This window comes from Rhizobium sp. Root1220 (genome assembly GCF_001426265.1).
GTDB lineage: Bacteria > Pseudomonadota > Alphaproteobacteria > Rhizobiales > Rhizobiaceae > Rhizobium.
Map to the genome: position 1 here is coordinate 410,644 of NZ_LMDG01000012.1, position 17,258 is coordinate 427,901.

The 17,258-nt window shown below is 59.5% G+C and carries 14 protein-coding genes and 1 riboswitch; of the genes, 5 read left to right on the plus strand and 9 right to left on the minus strand.

Annotated elements, in window-relative coordinates; all coding sequences use genetic code 11:
* Positions 1–103 precede the first annotated feature (103 nt).
* Genes ASC90_RS11285 through ASC90_RS11300 form a run of 4 tightly spaced genes read right to left on the minus strand, consistent with a single transcriptional unit; the run spans position 104 to position 4,142 of the window.
* Complete coding sequence (locus ASC90_RS11285; RefSeq protein ID WP_056539753.1) at positions 104–715, minus strand: ABC-type transport auxiliary lipoprotein family protein; 612 nt, start codon at positions 713–715, stop codon at positions 104–106.
* Between the two features lie 22 nt (positions 716–737).
* Positions 738–2,108, minus strand: a complete 1,371-nt coding sequence (locus ASC90_RS11290; RefSeq protein WP_056539756.1) for an MlaD family protein — start codon at positions 2,106–2,108, stop codon at positions 738–740.
* Between the two features lie 9 nt (positions 2,109–2,117).
* Positions 2,118–2,963 (minus strand): ABC transporter ATP-binding protein, encoded by an 846-nt coding sequence (locus ASC90_RS11295; RefSeq protein WP_056539758.1) that lies wholly within the window; start codon positions 2,961–2,963, stop codon positions 2,118–2,120.
* Between the two features lie 9 nt (positions 2,964–2,972).
* Positions 2,973–4,142 (minus strand): MlaE family lipid ABC transporter permease subunit, encoded by a 1,170-nt coding sequence (locus ASC90_RS11300; RefSeq protein WP_200950875.1) that lies wholly within the window; start codon positions 4,140–4,142, stop codon positions 2,973–2,975.
* 99 nt (positions 4,143–4,241) lie between these two features.
* Between ASC90_RS11300 and dgcA the strand changes: the two genes are divergently transcribed.
* Positions 4,242–5,225 (plus strand): N-acetyl-D-Glu racemase DgcA, encoded by a 984-nt coding sequence (gene dgcA / locus ASC90_RS11305; RefSeq protein WP_056539764.1) that lies wholly within the window; start codon positions 4,242–4,244, stop codon positions 5,223–5,225.
* Here dgcA and ASC90_RS11310 read toward each other — a convergent pair.
* Both ASC90_RS11310 and ASC90_RS11315 read right to left on the minus strand, forming a co-directional pair.
* Positions 5,177–6,397 carry an MFS transporter gene (locus ASC90_RS11310; protein ID WP_056539767.1) on the minus strand — a complete coding sequence of 407 codons (1,221 nt, stop codon included), beginning with the start codon at positions 6,395–6,397 and terminating at the stop codon, positions 5,177–5,179. The genes dgcA and ASC90_RS11310 overlap by 49 nt on opposite strands.
* Positions 6,398–6,559: 162 nt before the next feature.
* Positions 6,560–7,366 (minus strand): UDP-2,3-diacylglucosamine diphosphatase, encoded by an 807-nt coding sequence (locus ASC90_RS11315; protein ID WP_056539769.1) that lies wholly within the window; start codon positions 7,364–7,366, stop codon positions 6,560–6,562.
* 246 nt (positions 7,367–7,612) lie between these two features.
* On the opposite strand from ASC90_RS11315, the gene ASC90_RS11320 reads away from it, so the two are divergent.
* Positions 7,613–9,925 (plus strand): NADP-dependent malic enzyme, encoded by a 2,313-nt coding sequence (locus ASC90_RS11320; protein ID WP_056539771.1) that lies wholly within the window; start codon positions 7,613–7,615, stop codon positions 9,923–9,925.
* Positions 9,926–10,050: 125 nt separating this feature from the next.
* Positions 10,051–11,121 carry a DUF2865 domain-containing protein gene (locus ASC90_RS11325; RefSeq protein WP_056539773.1) on the plus strand — a complete coding sequence of 357 codons (1,071 nt, stop codon included), beginning with the start codon at positions 10,051–10,053 and terminating at the stop codon, positions 11,119–11,121.
* On the opposite strand, the gene bluB is transcribed toward ASC90_RS11325, so the two are convergent.
* Positions 11,075–11,818 (minus strand): 5,6-dimethylbenzimidazole synthase, encoded by a 744-nt coding sequence (gene bluB / locus ASC90_RS11330; protein ID WP_056539775.1) that lies wholly within the window; start codon positions 11,816–11,818, stop codon positions 11,075–11,077. The two genes, ASC90_RS11325 and bluB, sit on opposite strands and share 47 nt — an antisense overlap.
* Before the next feature lie 40 nt (positions 11,819–11,858).
* A riboswitch (cobalamin riboswitch) is annotated at positions 11,859–12,040 on the minus strand.
* Between the two features lie 25 nt (positions 12,041–12,065).
* The gene (locus tag ASC90_RS11335) at positions 12,066–12,899 is read right to left on the minus strand and encodes a TolB family protein (protein ID WP_056539778.1); all 834 of its coding nucleotides are present in this window, start codon (positions 12,897–12,899) and stop codon (positions 12,066–12,068) included.
* A 209-nt stretch (positions 12,900–13,108) separates the two neighbouring features.
* On the opposite strand from ASC90_RS11335, the gene ASC90_RS11340 reads away from it, so the two are divergent.
* Entirely contained in the window at positions 13,109–15,037 is a 1,929-nt protein-coding gene (locus ASC90_RS11340) for an LTA synthase family protein (protein WP_056539781.1), read from the plus strand.
* Positions 15,038–15,120: 83 nt separating this feature from the next.
* On the plus strand, positions 15,121–15,645 hold the full coding sequence (locus tag ASC90_RS11345; protein ID WP_056539783.1) for a DUF1003 domain-containing protein: 525 nt from the start codon (positions 15,121–15,123) through the stop codon (positions 15,643–15,645).
* Between the two features lie 152 nt (positions 15,646–15,797).
* Here the strand turns inward: ASC90_RS11345 and ASC90_RS11350 are convergent, their stop codons facing one another.
* Entirely contained in the window at positions 15,798–17,171 is a 1,374-nt protein-coding gene (locus ASC90_RS11350) for a 3-deoxy-7-phosphoheptulonate synthase class II (RefSeq protein ID WP_056540258.1), read from the minus strand.
* Positions 17,172–17,258 lie beyond the last annotated feature (87 nt).

The following is a 17,258-nucleotide window of genomic DNA, read 5'->3' on the forward strand; positions in this document are numbered from 1 at the left end:
AAAAGACCGCCCTTGTGGCGGTCTTTTCATGCGCAGGATCTCGCCACACGGGCGCTAGGTCGGACGAAATTTGCAGTCGACATCGCAGCCGGCTAGCTTGCAGCTAGATCGAACGCAGCGTCCAGTCGACGATCTCGCCGGCCACCACTGCAAAAGCGCGATCAAGCGCTTTGACAAAACCAGCTGCCCCGCCGCCCGCCGGCACGGTCTGGCTGAATACCTTCTGTGCCCGTACGGAACCGTTGCGGTCGTTGAGGATCTTGGCGGATATCTCGACAACGGCGCGGCTGCCGCCGGCGGTGTTGATCTCGAAGGCGCGTATGTCAGTCACCACCTGAAAGTCGATTGCAAGACCTTGGCCAGGCATGCCGACGCCGGCGAGCTTGCCCGAATTCTCATAGGCCTCGACAAGCTTCGACTGCACCATGCGAGGGAGCTTGTCGCTCCACTGCGACTTGGCGAGATACTCTATACCGGAGGCAGAGACACGCACGACGATCTGCTCGCTGTCCAGCGCGCTCAGCGCCGTCGGCTGCTGCACGAGTATCTGTACCCTTTTTGCAGGCGGTCCACTGCCGGTTACGGGCGCGGACAAATCGAAAGTGTCGTTCTTGGCAGCCGTCCCGCAGCCGGCCAGGACCGCAGCCAACAGCGGCAGTGCGATCGTGGTTCTCAATATCCACGAACGACGCACTAACAGATCCGATACGGCCATATGCGCTTCCCCTGATTTCCTGTTATCGCCGCGTCCGGCCATCAAATTGCTTTACGGTATCGCCGCCAAATATCAGCCGCTGCGGATTGCGATCGAAATCGCTGATCGCGCCATTGAGGTTTTGCACGGCGGAGCGCGCATCGTTGATGAGCGCCTGCACATCCCGTAATCCGGCGCCCGAGAACCTCTGCAGATTGTCGGCGATCGGTCCGACCCTCGCATTGAGGTTGTCGGCAACGGCCTTGAACGACGTCAGGGTCTCACGCGCCTGCGCAAAGAGCGACTGCGTGTTATCCGTGCCGAGCAAGGCGTCGAGCTTGATCAGGATACCGTCGACACGCGTCGACGCGGAATTCAGCTTGGTCGCCATCTGCGAGACGTTCTGGATTGTCTGATCGATGTCCTTCTGGTGGGCCGCGACTGTATTCGCAACATCCTTGATCGACGCGACGGCAACACGAGCATCCTTGGTCGCTTGCGAAATATCGTCGACGGATCCCTTCACCTTCGCCGGATCGATCTGCGCAACCAGCGTATCGACGCGGTCGAGCGTCACCTGCGCCTTCTTGCCGAAATCGTTGAACGTGGTCGCCGTCTCATCGAACTTCTGGATCGCGCCCTTGAGGTCGCCGGAGGCGTTCGCGATATCGCTGCTGACCTTTTCGGCATTGGAGATTATGTTGTCGATCTTTTTGGAATCGACGGCCCTCACCAGAGCTTCCACCGCCTCCAGTGTCGAATCCACACGACCTGAAACCTTGCGGACGGTATCCGAAAGCTGACCGACACTTTGCAGGAACGAGTCGATGTTGCCGGAGTTCTTTGCCAGCGCGTCCGAGAACGTCTCCGCGTTCTGCAGCGTCTTGGTCAGCGGCCCGCGCGCATCCTTCACGAACCCCTGAACCTGTCCGATCGCATCGTTCGCACGATCGAGAATCTTGTCCGCCGTCGCCAACAGGTTGGTGACACTCGACTGGTCAGCAACGATCACCGCCCGCTTTCCACTGTCAATCGACTGCTGCAGGATGTTCTTCTCGCCGACCTTGCCCCCCGAAAGTTCGATATAGGCAGCACCGGTCAATCCCTGAATCTCGAGGATCGCTTTTGTCGACGGATAGATCGGCGCATCGACCCGAACCTCGGTGAATGCCAGCGAGAAACTCGGATCGTCCGCATCGATCGACAGAGACTTGACCGAGCCGACCTGAATACCGTTGAAACGTACCGGCGATCCGACACTCAAGCCATTGGCCGAGCCGGGGATCCGCACGATGAGCTCGGCCATCGGCCCGCCGCGCCCGTATTCGGCCATCCAATAGACGAATCCGAACGCAGCCGCGATCACGAGCACTGTGAAAAAACCGACAATCGTGTAGTTCGCTTTGGTTTCCATCGTAATAGATCACTTCCCGCGGCTATCTTGCGCCAACCTGTCGTCGGCGCCGTGGCTATGCTGCGGCACGATCGAACGCGCTCGCTTCCCCTTGAAATAAGCTTGAACCCACGGATCGTCGTAGGCCAGCATGTCTTCGATAGTGCCCTCAACCATTACCCGCTTCTTGCCGAGCACCGCAATGCGGTCACAGACCGAGAACAAGCTGTCGAGGTCGTGGGTTACCATGTAGACGGTGAGGCCAAGCGTATCGCGAAGCCTCCCAATCAGTTCGTCGAACTCCGCCGCGCCGATTGGATCCAGACCTGATGTGGGCTCGTCGAGGAAGACCAGTTCCGGATCGAGCGCCAACGCGCGCGCCAGCGCTGCACGCTTGATCATGCCACCAGAGAGCTCGGAGGGATATTTGTCGGCCGCATCCGCTGCCAGGCCAACCAGCCTGATCTTCAGGTGTGCCAGTTCGTCCATCAACGAGACGGGAAGGTCCAGATATTCGCGCATCGGCACCTGGATATTCTCCTTGACCGTCAGCGAAGAAAACAATGCGCCTTGCTGGAAAAGCACGCCCAGTCGCATGTCGAGCGCATTGCGCTGCGGCTCGTCGAGATCGTCGAAATCCTGTCCGAGAATCGTAATACTGCCGGAGCGGCGCGGTAGCAGCCGAAGCACTGTACGCATTAGTACGGATTTGCCGGTGCCCGAAGCACCCACAAATCCGAGGATCTCACCGCGGTAGATATCGAGGTTGAGATTGTCGAGGACGACCTTCGACCCGAACCCGACCGTTACGTCGCGAGCGGAAAGCACGATATCGCGCTTCTCTTGGTTTCGGCTGTCTGTCTGCTCTTCGTCCAAGGTCGACCCTTAAAAATTGATAGAGGCATAGAACATGGCAAAAAGCCCGTCCATGAGGATGACGACAAAGATCGCCTTTACGACCGCGGCAGTCACATGCTGGCCGAGCGACTCGGCGCTTCCGCCTACCTTTAAGCCTTCCACTGCCGCGACGATACCGATAACGAGCGCCATGAAAGGTGCTTTGATCATCCCGGAAAGCACCGTAGACAGCGTGACTGCTTCATGCAGGCGCGCAAGAAAGTTGGCAAAGGTAATGCCTGAATAGCCCCATGCAACGACGGCGGCACCGAAGAGCGACGCGAAGTTGGCCAGCACGGTCAGAAGCGGCAGCGCGACGGTAAGCGCGACCAGACGCGGAAAAATCAGCACGCCGACAGGATTGAGACCCATCACCTTCAGCGCATCGACTTCCTCGCGCATTTTCATGGAACCGATCTCGGCGGTGATGGCGCTTCCCGAGCGTCCGGCAATCATGATGGCAGTTAGCAGCACACCGATTTCGCGCAACTGCAGGATGCCCACGAGGTCGACCACGAACACTTCGGCGCCGAAATAGCGAAGCTGGAATGCACCCTGCTGCGCAATGATCGCGCCGATCAGAAACGACATCAGAAGGATGATGGGGACGGCCCTCACGCCCATGTGATCAATCTGGTTCACGATCGAAGCCGGCGAAACGCCACTGCCCCGACCGAATTTCATCTGCGCACCACGAACGGCCGAGCCGAGGATATACATGGCGGCGCTGAGATTGTTCCACACGTCGTACATGATCTTGCCGATTGGCGCGAATACCCGCTCGGCCACCGTCAGCTTCGGCCCTTCCTCAGCCTCGGGATTCTCCTGCTCCGCGGAGAAGGTCGAAATCATCTCATCGATATGCGGATTGCTGCCGTCGAAACGCACGCTGTGCCCGCTGTCCTCGACATGCTTCTTGAGGCGGCAGAGCAGCCAGACACCGGCGGTATCGATCTCGGTGACACCAGAGAGGTCGAGTGTCACATCCCCCTTGTTTCCCGCGGTAAATCTTTCAAAATCATTCAGAACGAGGTGAATGTTGGCGCTACGCCAATTGCCTTCGAGATACACATGCTGGCTCGTACCATCGTACTGGTCGTCCACGTGCAGTGAGGCGGCGCTACGGGTTTCGGACTTCAAAACGCTTGTGTCTTTCAAGGCTTACGGCGACATTGCCGACTCGCGAACAACCGGTTCGTCGCTTACGGTTAATATACCGAAACCGCACAAGATTTCCATGCGCGCAGGATTGCAAATATGCCACGGTCACTCGAAATTAAGACGGACAGCTTTCCGATTGCCGGGACGTTTACAATCTCGCGTGGCACCAAGACGTCTGCCGAGGTGATCGCCTGCATCATAAGGGATGCCGGCTCCACTGGCTGGGGCGAGTGTGTTCCATACCGACGCTACGGCGAGACAACGGAAAGCGTCGCGGCTCAGCTCGAGGCCGTGAGGCCACTTATCGAGGCTGGCTTGTCGCGCGACGACCTGCAGCGGGCGATGCCACCCGGCGCCGCGCGCAATGCGGTCGACTGCGCCCTATGGGATGTCGAGGCAAAACGGACCGAAATATCCGCCGCCGCGCGCCTCCACCTTGCCGAACTGCGACCCCTGACCACCGCCTTCACGATTTCCCTTGGTGAACCGGACGCAATGGCGGCACAGGCGCGCGCCAACGCTGGCCGGGCGTTGCTCAAGGTCAAGGTGGGTACCGGTGACGACGAAAGCCGCATGCGCGCCGTGCGAATGGCGGCCCCCGGCGCCGCCATCATCCTGGACGCCAACGAAGGCTGGCCGGAGCATACGCTCGAACACCACTTGCGTGTTGCCGCCGACCTCGGCGTAACGCTGGTCGAGCAACCGCTGCCAGCCGGCAAAGATGAACTGCTCGCCGAAATAGATCGCCCGGTTCTGGTCTGCGCCGACGAGAGCGTCCATCATACCGGTGATCTTGCCAGCCTCCGCGATCGCTATGACGCGATCAACATCAAGCTCGACAAGACCGGCGGACTGACCGAAGCACTGGCGATGAAAGCCGAGGCCCAGCGCCTCGGCTTCAAGATCATGGTGGGCTGCATGGTCGGGACGTCGCTGGCAATGGCGCCTGCCGTGCTGCTGGCGCAAGATGCCGAGTTCGTCGACCTGGATGGGCCGCTACTTCTCGCACAAGACCGCGCACCCGGCCTGCACTATGCGGCTTCCCTCGTCTGGCCGCCGGAACCTGCGCTCTGGGGCTGAAGATAGTAGGCGAACACCACCAGGCCGAGCCCAACAAGCGCCACGAGCGCCATGACGTAATAGCTCGCCAGACCGAGCACTGCGTAAAGATAGCCGGAAGCGATCGTCATCAGGCCCAGGAACATGCCATTGTAGAAGAAGTATGCACCCTGGGCCGAGGACTCCTGCGTCGCCTGCACTGTTTCCACGATACGCCGCTGGACGCCCGTATGAACGAACGCATAGGTGAAGGCATGGAAGCATTGGAGCAGGAAGAATCCGGCAAATCCCCAATGCATGGGAAATAACAGCCAGCGGCAAACGCAGGCGGCCGCACCCAGCCGGATCAGCGTCCAGGGGCTAAACCACCGATTTAGCCGCTTCGAAAGGAAAAACACCGAAACTTCCGCTGCCACGCCGGCACTCCACAACACCGCTATTTCGGAACCGGAAAAACCAAGGTCCCGCCAATAGATCGAAGCGAAGGTATACAGTACCGCATGGCTCGACTGCTGGATGGCAACGCCGACCAGTAGAACCAGAAGGTGCGGTTGACGCAGGGAACTGCCGGTCGCCGCGGGGATATCGACCGGCGTGCCGTGTCGCCGCGTTGGACCGATCCGCGGGCAATAGATGGCCATGACTATCGTCGTGACGAAGGCGAAAACCATGACCGGCAGCACCATCTCGCCGCCCCAGTGCCCGATCAGTTGCCCGCCGACCAGCGTCGACACGATGAAAGCGATCGACCCCCAGACCCGCATGCCGCCGTAGTCGAGCCCCCAGCGGCGAACCCCGGAAATTACGATCGATTCGACCACAGGGACATACGGTGAGAATGTTGCGCCTTGAATGGTGTAGACGATCAGCACCGGCCAGAACGTTGTCGTCCAATAAAGGGCAATCGCCGTCAGCAGCGACAGCCCGCCGGAAAAGACCAGGACATCCGCCCGCTCCTTCATGCGGTCGGCATACATTGCGACGATTGGTGCGACAAGCACCCGGACGACCATAGGCACCGCCAGAATGATCCCGATCTCCTGGTCGTTGAATTTGTGTAGCGCGAGCCACACAGGGAAAAACGGCAAGGCGACTCCGTTGACAAGCAACGGCGCGCAATAGGACAGGGCACTGAGCAGCCGGAAGCGCGGAGGCGCCGCCTCACCCATGGAGGAATCGTGAGCGGGAATCATCGGTGGACCTGCAGGAAAACTGCACGCTGCCTAACACATCACCCTGAAAGCGACCATGGCAAGAAATAGCCGGCCGGAAACGTTTGAGGAAATAAATAGGGCCTGTCGCGAAGAGGCAACGGGCTAAATTGATACAAAATATTGTGTCTGGATCAGCTACGCTCAGGCGGCCCGCTGCGCCAACTCCTTGTCGCGATGTGCGATGGCCAACGGGGCCGGCAAAGCGTCGCGGATGGTGCGCCATTCGATCAGCTCGAATGTGCCGTCCTGGTGTTCGGCAATGGCTGTGCAGCTCTCCACCCAGTCGCCGGTGTTGATGTAGCGGATCCCTTCCATATCCTCCATGACGGCATGGTGGATATGGCCACAAATCACGCCGTCAGCGCCGTTCTTCCGAGCCTCGTCGACCACGACGCGCTGGAATTCGCCGATGAAGTTGACGGCATGCTTGACCTGCAGCTTCGCCCAGGCCGAAAACGACCAGTAGGGCATCCCCAGGCGGCGACGGATCGCAGCCAGGCCGACATTGACCATGATGGCCATGTCGTAGGCCCAGTCGCCAAGATAGGCGAGAAGGCGCGCGTTGCGCACGACAACGTCGAATTCATCGCCGTGCAGGACAAGGTATTTCTTGCCATCTGCGGCCTCGTGCATGATGCGCTCGGCGACCTCGATGCCACCGAAATGCATACCGGGGAAATCGCGAAGGAATTCATCGTGGTTGCCGGGGATATAGACGACGCGCGTGCCCTTGCGCGCCTTGCGCAACAGTTTCTGCACAACGTCGTTGCAATCCTGCGGCCAGTACCAGCTGCGCTTCAAACGCCATCCGTCGACGATATCACCGACAAGTATGATGGTGTCCGCATCGTGATACTTGAAAAAATCAAGAAGGAAGTCCGCCTTGGCGGCTTTCGAGCCAAGATGTACATCGGAAATGAAGAGCGTACGGAAGTGCCGCGTATCCATATTTTCCCTCACAAGCATCCTGCCCGCGTCAAATGGTTCACCTACCCATTCCAAAACCAGAGTCGTGTTTCAGGATGATGACATAACGACGAATCCGCTTGTCACCCGTGTTTTTCTGCACCCCTATCGTGTGAGGTCACATTTACGAGGTTTTGAGGAGCCGACCCGAAATTCTGACTGTTCCGGCCTTTCGATTGATGTATTGAAGGCACTCCAGAGACAGCATGCGGCAGCCCGGAGGCGATGATGGATCATCACGAAAAGTCCAAGACGGAAAAGACCCTGGCAGGTGGAAGCCTCGACGAACAGGCGCTTTTCTACCACCGCCACCCCCGTCCCGGTAAGCTTGAGATCCAGGCCACCAAGCCGCTCGGTAACCAGCGCGATCTGGCGCTTGCCTACTCACCGGGCGTCGCTGCCCCCTGCCTCGCCATTCGCGACAATCCGGAAACGGCAGCCGACTACACGTCGCGAGCCAATCTCGTCGCGGTGATCTCCAATGGAACCGCTGTACTTGGTCTCGGAAATATCGGGCCACTCGCCTCCAAACCGGTAATGGAAGGCAAGGCGGTTCTTTTCAAGAAATTCGCCAACATCGACGTGTTCGATATCGAGGTGGATGCCGCAAGCGTCGACCAGATGGTATCGACCGTCGCCTCGCTGGAACCGACCTTCGGCGGTATCAACCTCGAAGACATCAAGGCGCCGGAATGTTTCGAGATCGAGCGCCAGCTTCGCGAGAAGATGAAGATCCCGGTCTTCCACGACGACCAGCACGGCACCGCCATCATCGTCGCCGCGGCGATCCTCAACGGCCTTGAGCTCGCTGGCAAGAAGATCGAAGAGGTCAAGATCGTTGCTTCCGGCGCCGGTGCCGCGGCGCTCGCCTGCCTCAACCTCCTTGTCACCCTCGGCGCCAAGCGAGAAAACATCTGGGTTCACGACCTCGAAGGCCTCGTCTACGAAGGCCGTGTCGAGCTGATGGACGAATGGAAGAGCGTCTATGCCCAGAAGAGCGACACGCGCACGCTCGCCGAGAATATCGGTGGCGCCGACGTGTTCCTGGGCTTGTCTGCGGCCGGCGTTCTGAAGCCGGAACTGCTGGCACAGATGGCTGAAAAGCCTTTGATCATGGCGCTTGCCAATCCCAACCCCGAGATCATGCCGGACCTCGCCCGCGCCGCCCGCCCCGACGCGATGATCTGCACCGGCCGCTCGGACTTCCCCAACCAGGTCAACAACGTCCTCTGCTTTCCCTATATCTTCCGTGGCGCGCTCGATTGCGGTGCCGTGACCATCAACGAAGAGATGAAGATGGCCGCCGTACGCGCCATCGCCGCACTTGCCCGCGAAGAACCTTCGGATGTCGCCGCGCGCGCCTATTCCGACGAGACACCGGTCTTCGGCCCGAATTACCTTATTCCCTCTCCCTTCGATCCGCGCCTGATCCTGCGCATTGCGCCCGCCGTCGCCAGGGCTGCGGCGGAGAGCGGCGTCGCCCTTCGTCCGATCCTGGATTTCGACGCCTATCTCGACCAGCTGAACCGCTTCGTTTTCCGCTCCGGCTTCGTGATGAAGCCCATTTTTGCCGCAGCGAAGCACGCGGAACGCAAGAGGGTGATCTTCTCCGAAGGCGAGGACGAGCGCGTTCTGCGCGCAGCCCAGGTCCTTCTGGAGGAAGGCATCGCGAAACCGATCCTCATCGGACGACCGCAGGTCATCGAGACCCGCCTCAAGCGCTACGGGTTGCGTATCCGCCCGCTGGCAGACTTCGACGTCATCAACCCCGAAGACGATCCACGTTTCCGCGAGTACGTTGACCTCTATTTTTCGCTGGTCGGCCGTCGCGGCGTCATCCCCGAAGCAGCCCGCACCATCGTTCGTACCAACACCACCGTCATCGGCGCGTTGGCCCTGAAGCGCGGCGAAGCCGATGCGTTGATCTGCGGTCTTGAAGGCCGCTACGAAAAGCACCTGCGCGACGTCCGCCAGATTGTAGGAAAGCGCGAAAATGTCCGGGATTTCTCGGCCCTCAGCCTGCTTATCTCGCAGCGGGGCGCGACTTTCTTCACCGACACGTATGTCACCTTCAATCCTACGGCAGAAGAGGTCGCCGAGTCTGCCGTACTGGCTGCGGAAGAAATCAAGCGTTTCGGCATCACGCCCCGAGTAGCCCTCGTCTCACACTCAAATTTCGGCTCCCGCGAATCGGAGAGTGCGACCAAGATGCGCATCGCCCTGCAACTCGTCCGCCACGCGGCGCCGGAACTGGAAGTCGACGGCGAGATGCACGGTGAAAGCGCGATCTCGGAATCGCTGCGCAAGCGCGTCATGCCGGATACGACACTGCACGACGAAGCCAACCTCCTGGTTTTCCCGAACCTTGATGCCGCCAACATCACGCTTGGGGTGGTCAAGTCGATGACCGACGCATTGCATGTCGGTCCGATCCTGCTCGGTGCGGCGCTGCCGGCTCATATCCTGGCGCCCTCCGTCACTTCGCGCGGTGTGGTCAACATGGCAGCCCTTGCGGTGGTGGAGGCCTCCCAACCGGCCTGATTTGGCGCAGGTCGGAGAAATGCACTAGGATTTCAGCGGCAGCTTGTTAAGAGAAACAGGTTAGCTTTGGGGTACGGCCGAGCGGTCGTATTTGCCTGGTATTTGCTCACCCATGGGACGATGCCTTGAAACGCTGGATTTTCTCCTTCTCGGTCGCCCTCGCACTGGCGACCCCGGCTCACGCTCAGATGTCCGCAATCTGCGGCGATCTTCGCGCGCGCCTCGCCGACTTGCCCGAGGTCATCGGCAGTACGCCGGAGGTGCGCAAATATGCCAGCGCCATTGCCGAGCAAAATCTCGAGCTGCGGAAGGTCCGCAGTGACCTGCGCCGCAATGGCTGCACGAGCGGCAGCATGGTTGTGATCGGTGGCGACGAGGCCGGTTATTGCGGAGAGCTCGAACAGTCCGAAGCAAGGATGACCGACAACATTCGCTACCTGCAGGATCGCCGCGACGAGTCGCGCCAACAGAGCGGCGATGTCAGGATGAAGAACGAGCTCCTGGCGGCGCTCGACGAGAACGGCTGCAACGAGCATCAGTGGCGTTCGGACGATCCAGGATATGCATCCGTACCAAGTATCGAAGACCAGACCCTCAGTGAGGACACGTTCATTCCTCTGAATGGCAGTCACTACGGATTGCCCCGCATGTCGACGCTTTCCAACGTCAATACTGTGTGCGTGCGGAGCTGCGACGGCGGCTTTTTCCCCATCAGCTCGAACGCGACTTCCATGGATTTCGCGCGCGACGCCGACACATGTGCGAAAATGTGCCCCGGGATCGACACCGAGCTCTTTTTCCACGACGTTTCCAGCACAGAGACGGCGAACATGACATCCGCAACTACGGGCACGCCCTACAGCGCCATGCCGAATGCGTTTGCCTACAAGAACCGCAAGCCCGGGGAAGCGTCCTCGTGCGCCTGCGATCTGACCGGTTACTACGAGCGGATGAGAAAGAACCAGACGGTCATCGAGCCGGCACCCCAGCGATCGATCATGACGATCGAGACCAAGAAACCGGCAGCGAAAACCGAAACCGCGACGGCGCCACAGCCGCAGGTGCCGGATCGCCCTTACGATCCGGCAACCAACAAAGTCCGCCAGATCGGTCCGCAATTCCTCTCGGGCGACAAGGGAGCGATTGACCTTAAGAATCCTGCAACGTCGGGTCCTCAGCCTCAACAGCAACGTTAGTGCCACTGGCGCCATCGGAATGGCCCCATCGGTCGGCGAAGATCAGTTCCTCCAGCGGCAAACGCTGGCGCCAACCTTTCACGGCGAGTTCCGGTTGCTCGTAGAGCTGGTCGACGTAACCGACGCACAACAAGGCAACGATCTCGATTGACGAAGGGATACCGAGGATCTTCTTCAGTTCGGCCTCATGAAATATGCTGACCCAGCCGACACCGATGCCCTCGGCCCGCGCCGCAAGCCATAGGTTCTGGACCGCGCACACCGTCGAATAGGAATCCATCCTCGGGTTGTGGGTCCTGCCAAGCACCACGTCGCCACAGCGATCGGGATCGCAGGTGATGCAGATGCAGAGCGGCGCCGTACGAATCCCCTCTAGCTTCAGGGATCGATAAGTCCGCTGCCGCTCACCCTCGAACATCTCGGCCGCCTCGCGATTGGCGCGATCGAACGCCTGCCAAACCGCCTCCTTGACCCGTGGATCGCGCAAAAGCATGAAGTTCCACGGCTGCATGAAGCCAACAGATGGCGCGTGATGGGCTGCCGTCAGCAGCCGCCTGACCACATCGTCCGGTATCTGCTCGGGCAAAAATTCTGAACGCACGTCGCGTCTGGTCGTGATCGCCCTATAGACGGCATCGCGCTCGTCTGTCGAAAAGGCAGCGGCGCCCGACAGAGAGCCGGAAAGGTCTGGTCGCATCGTCAATCCCCAACAACACAACAGGCCCGCCGTCCGCGCGGGTCAGTCTTTGATGTCGGGCCGGTCTTCTGACTCGGCGTCATCCGCCTGCCGCACCTTCCCGGGGTTGAGCCAGTGGCATTTAACGGCAAGCGTCGACCTTACAGCGTTGGGCACGTTTCGGTCTTTCACCGAATTCCCGATTCTCCCGCCCAAGCGGGCACCCGACAACGGATCTATGGCGCTTAAACCGTGTTGGGGCAACCCTCTAAGAAGTGGCCGGGAAATAACGGACAAAAGCGAATTCATCACCGGACGGTGACCAGTTAGGGACATTGATGGTGCCCTGCCCGCCGAACAGATCGAACACTGTCGTCAGGTTGCCGCCATCCATGTCCATCAGCCGCAGGCGCACATTGAGGTCGCGAGGATGGTCGAAGACGTCGGGATCGTAGGAGAGGATCAGCACCCTGTCGTTGTTCGGCGAAGGATGAGCGAACCAGTTCCCGTAGTTGTCGTGCGTAATCTGCTCGAGGCCGGTACCATCCGGGTGGATGCGCCAGATCTGCATGAGGCCCGTACGGCTGGAGTTGAAATAGATCCACTGGCCATCGGCGGAATAATCGGGACCGTCATTGCGGCCCTCGCCGTTCGTCAGTCGCTTCTCCTCGCCACCTTTCACCGAGATCGTGTAGATATCGAACAGATCATCCCGGATACCGCAATAAGCGAGCTCCTGCCCATCCGGCGACCAGCCGTGCCAATAGGACGGATGGTTCTGTGTTACCAGCCGTGGCGCACCGCCGACTGACGGCACCAGATAGATCGCCGATTTCCCGAACTCGATCTTGTCGGAGATTACGATCTGCGTTCCGTCCGGGGAGATACCGTGATCGTTGTTACAGGCAACAGCGAAGCCTGTATCCACCTTCTCGGCCTCGGCTGAACCGTCAAGGCGCAGACGATAGAGAAGGCCATCGCCATTCAACAGAAGGTAGGCTCCGTCAGGCGAAAAGTTCGGCGCTTCCACGAGCTGCCGGGTTTGCCAGACAACCCGGGTCTCGCCCGTCATGACATTGTGGATCTCTACTGAACTGCGCAATCGGAACCCTCCAAATCGGTTCACCTGACCTACGACGGGTTTGCGTCAAGAACAAGCACGTCAGTCGAGCTGGGCGATCATCACACGAGCGATCAAAGGGAAAAATTCGTCGGACGATCACAAATACGGGAAACAGGAACGGTTCATCTAGCGTTCATGACTGAGATGTGACAGTTCGATGAAGTTTTGATGACACTGGAGTTCTCTGGTTGATCGCGTTGGTAATGAGGTCCGCTACCGCAATGCGCGTTGCGTCGCTCTCGTCCGGTTTGGGCGAAAGCGTACGCTCGCCCGCTGCTCGTGCATCGCTCGGAGTCGGACTGACTGCGCTTCTGGCTCTTTTTGCCACGGCAGCCGTAGAAGCCATCGCCCGCGATGGAACGGCCGACGTCCGCGAGTTCCTTACTTCCACGGCCCGGCCCGGCATGACGACTATCGTCATGTTGACAGTGTTGATGCTGTCTCTGGATGCTGTCCTTGGACGCAGGTTCATCTCGGCCCTGATCGTATTACCCCTGGTTCTCGTGCCGGCTTTCGTTTCGAACCAGAAGCAGCACTATCTCTCGGACCCGCTCTACCCGTCCGACGTCCTGTTCGGTCGCCAAATTATGGAGTTGCTGCCGGTCATGGTGCGCGACCGACCCGGCACTGCCGTCGCTCTGGTCGTTGGCATCGCGCTGTCCGTCATTGGTGCGTATTTCGCCTGGCGCTACGCCTGGCGTCATTTTCCCAAACTCTCAGCAAACGCCCGCGTACGGCGGTTGTGCATCGGTCTGCCGATGATTGCCGCATTCGGCTCGTTGATGGACTATTCCAAGTACTCCTATATCCGCGACCGCCTGCAGGTCGTGCCGATGATGTGGGATCAGAAGGAAAATTATCGCAGCAACGGCTTTGTCCTGGCCTTCATCTTCAACATCCCGATGGCTGACGTTGCCACCCCCGCCGGTTTCGGTACGCAGGCGCTCGACGCGATACCGGCACGCAACTACGGCTATCTGAGCGGTCCCCGCGAGAAACCCGACGTGATCATGCTGATGAGCGAGTCCTTCTGGGATCCAACGCGGTTGAAAACGCTTACGCTCTCACCGGACCCGATGCCGGCCGTCCGCGCTGCGCAGTCGGGCCACGTCTTCTCGCCCGAGTTCGGCGGCATGACGGCCAATGTTGAGTTCGAGGCGCTGACCGGATTTTCCAACGCCTTCCTTCCCTATGGCAGCATCCCCTATCAGCAATATATCCGCCGGGACATTCCCTCGCTCGCGACCTTTTTCCGCGGTGAAGGCTACACCTCGCGCTCGCTGCATCCTTTCAGCGGCTGGTTCTGGAACCGCAACGAGGTTTACAAGGACTTCGGTTTCGAGGAATTCCGTACCGAAGAAAACATGCCCCCAATGCGGAAACGCGGCATCTTCGCGTCCGACGATTCCCTCATGAAGGAGATCATGAGCGAAGCGGATGGAATGGATCGCCCGTTCTTCTTCTTCGCTGTCACCCTGCAGGGACACGGCCCGTACGAGCCTAACCGATATGGTCACAACACCGTCGAGATCCAGGGCAATCTGGACGACGCCGACCGTGCCACGCTTGCAACCTATACACAGGGCGTCAGGGAAGCCGATGACAGTCTGAAGATGCTAATGGATTGGGCCGAGAAACGTCCGCGCGAAACGATCATCGTGCTATGGGGTGACCATCTCCCGCCGCTCGGAAACGTCTATATGTCCACGGGGTACATGCCCGACCAGGTGGCCACCCGCAAGGCTTCGGTTAGCATCATGAAGCAGGAGCACGAGACGCCACTCGTTATCTGGTCAAACAGGAAGGGGAGCAAGAAGGACGTCGGCACCATCAGCCCGTCGCTACTCCCTTATCATCTGCTCAAGTTCGCGGGATTTGAGCACCCCTACTACACGGGTTTCCTTGGTCGGGTGCAGCGAAAGTATGGCGTTATCGACCGCTATCAGTTGATTGCCCGTGACAATACGCCATCGCCGGACTGGGTTTTGAAGCCCAAAACGCTCGATCCGCTCGTGCGCGATTACCGGTACCTCCAGCACGACATCATGTTCGGCAAGGGACAGACGCTCGACCGGTTTTTCCCGCAGCACGCCTGGCTTCACCCTGAAGGTACGTGACGCCACGGACGTCGCCGAGAATTGCAATTTGAAAACATTGCGGAATACTGGCAAGTGAAAGCGGTCACGCATCGGAGCCTGCCATGTACAACTTGCCCAACTTCATCCACGTTCATTTCGACAAGCCAGCGGAAGAACTTGGCGAAATCGAAAAGCGCGTTCTCGCCAAGGCACATGAGCGCAAGATAATCTCGACCGACGTCAATGCCGCACTCCAAGCCGAAACGTCATTTGGCGAGAGATTATCAGACTCCATCGCTCGCGTCGGAGGCTCCTGGTCATTCATTATAGGTTTCCTGCTCTTCCTGGTCGTCTGGTGCGTCGTCAATACCGTCGTGCTTCTGACGGACTCCTTCGACCCCTATCCCTTCATCTTCCTCAATCTGCTGCTGTCGATGGTCGCCGCCATTCAGGCTCCGATCATCATGATGTCGCAGAACCGACAGGCCGAGCGGGATCGCTTCGAAGCCGCCAAGGACTATGAAGTCAACCTCAAGGCTGAACTCGAGGTGTTGTCCCTTCACCAGAAGATTGACGTGCGCGTGCTGGCAGAAATCGCGTCACTGCGCGAGGACATTGCGCGCATTGCCCAACGCCTGCCGAACTGAAGCGACGGCACCGCAGCTGTTCTGGATTTTTCGTTTCGCGCAACTGTCGCGAAGCCGCGACCCCGTCCCCGCGATACGGGCACCGAAATCCGTGTTCACGCCATAAAAAAGCCCGGCACATGGCCGGGCTATGCAATCGATGTCGCAGGCGATCAGGCGTTGACGGCCATACGCTTCTCGTCGCGGCCACCCTTCATGCGCTCGGCAAGCAGGAAGGCGAGTTCGAGGGCCTGGTCGGCATTGAGACGGGGGTCGCAATGCGTGTGATAGCGATCATGCAGATCCTCGGCCGTCACCGCACGGGCGCCGCCCGTGCATTCGGTCACGTCCTTGCCCGTCATCTCGATATGAATACCACCCGGATGCGAGCCTTCAGCGCGATGAATCTGGAAGAAGCTCTCGACTTCCGACAGGATCCGCTCGAAGGGACGCGTCTTGTAGTTGTTAAGCGTGATCGTGTTGCCGTGCATCGGATCGCAAGACCAGACGACCTTGCGGCCCTCACGCTCGACCGCGCGGATGAGACGCGGCAGGTGCTCGGCAACCTTGTCGTGACCGAAACGGCAGATCAGCGTCAGTCGGCCTGCCTCATTAGCCGGGTTGAGAATGTCGATCAGGTTGAGAAGATCGTCCGCCTGCAGCGAGGGGCCGCACTTCAGACCGATCGGGTTCTTGATCCCGCGGCAGTATTCGACATGCGCGTGGTCTGTCTGGCGCGTGCGGTCACCGATCCAGATCATGTGGCCCGATGTCGCGTACCAGTCGCCGGAGGTCGAATCGACGCGGGTCAGTGCTTCCTCATAACCGAGCAACAGCGCTTCATGGCTCGTGAAGAAATCAGTCTCGCGCAGGCTCGGATTGTTTTCCGAGCTGATGCCGATTGCCTTCATGAAGTCCATCGTCTCGCTGATGCGACCGGCAAGCTTGTGGTAGCGCTCGCCCTGGGGGCTGTCCTTGACGAAGCCGAGCATCCACTGATGCACGTTTTCGAGGTTGGCATAGCCACCCATCGCGAACGCGCGCAACAGGTTCAGCGTCGCAGCCGACTGGCGGTAAGCCATGGCCTGACGTTCCGGATTCGGGATGCGCGCTTCTTCCGTGAACTCGATGCCATTGACGATGTCACCACGATAGCTCGGAAGCGAAACGCCATCCTGCGTCTCGATCCCTGAAGACCGCGGCTTCGCGAACTGGCCGGCGATACGACCCACCTTGACGACCGGCAACTGCGCGCCGAATGTCAGGACGACAGCCATCTGCAGGAACGCGCGGAAAAAGTCGCGGATATTATCCGCCCCGTGTTCGGCAAAGCTCTCGGCACAGTCTCCGCCCTGCAGCAGAAAACCGTTGCCTTCGGCGACGTTGGCAAGATGCTTCTTGAGGCGGCGTGCCTCACCGGCAAAAACGAGTGGCGGATAAGATGCGAGCTGGGCTTCGGTTGCTGCCAATGCCGCTTGGTCGGGATAGTCCGGAACCTGCTGGATCGGTTTTTGCCGCCAACTGTTCGGAGTCCAATTCTGTGCCATCTCACTCACCTGTTTCACCATCCCGCCTCTGCCGGATGTCCCGTCTAAAATGTTGCGCGGCTTATAAACCTTTAGCGCCACCTTGCA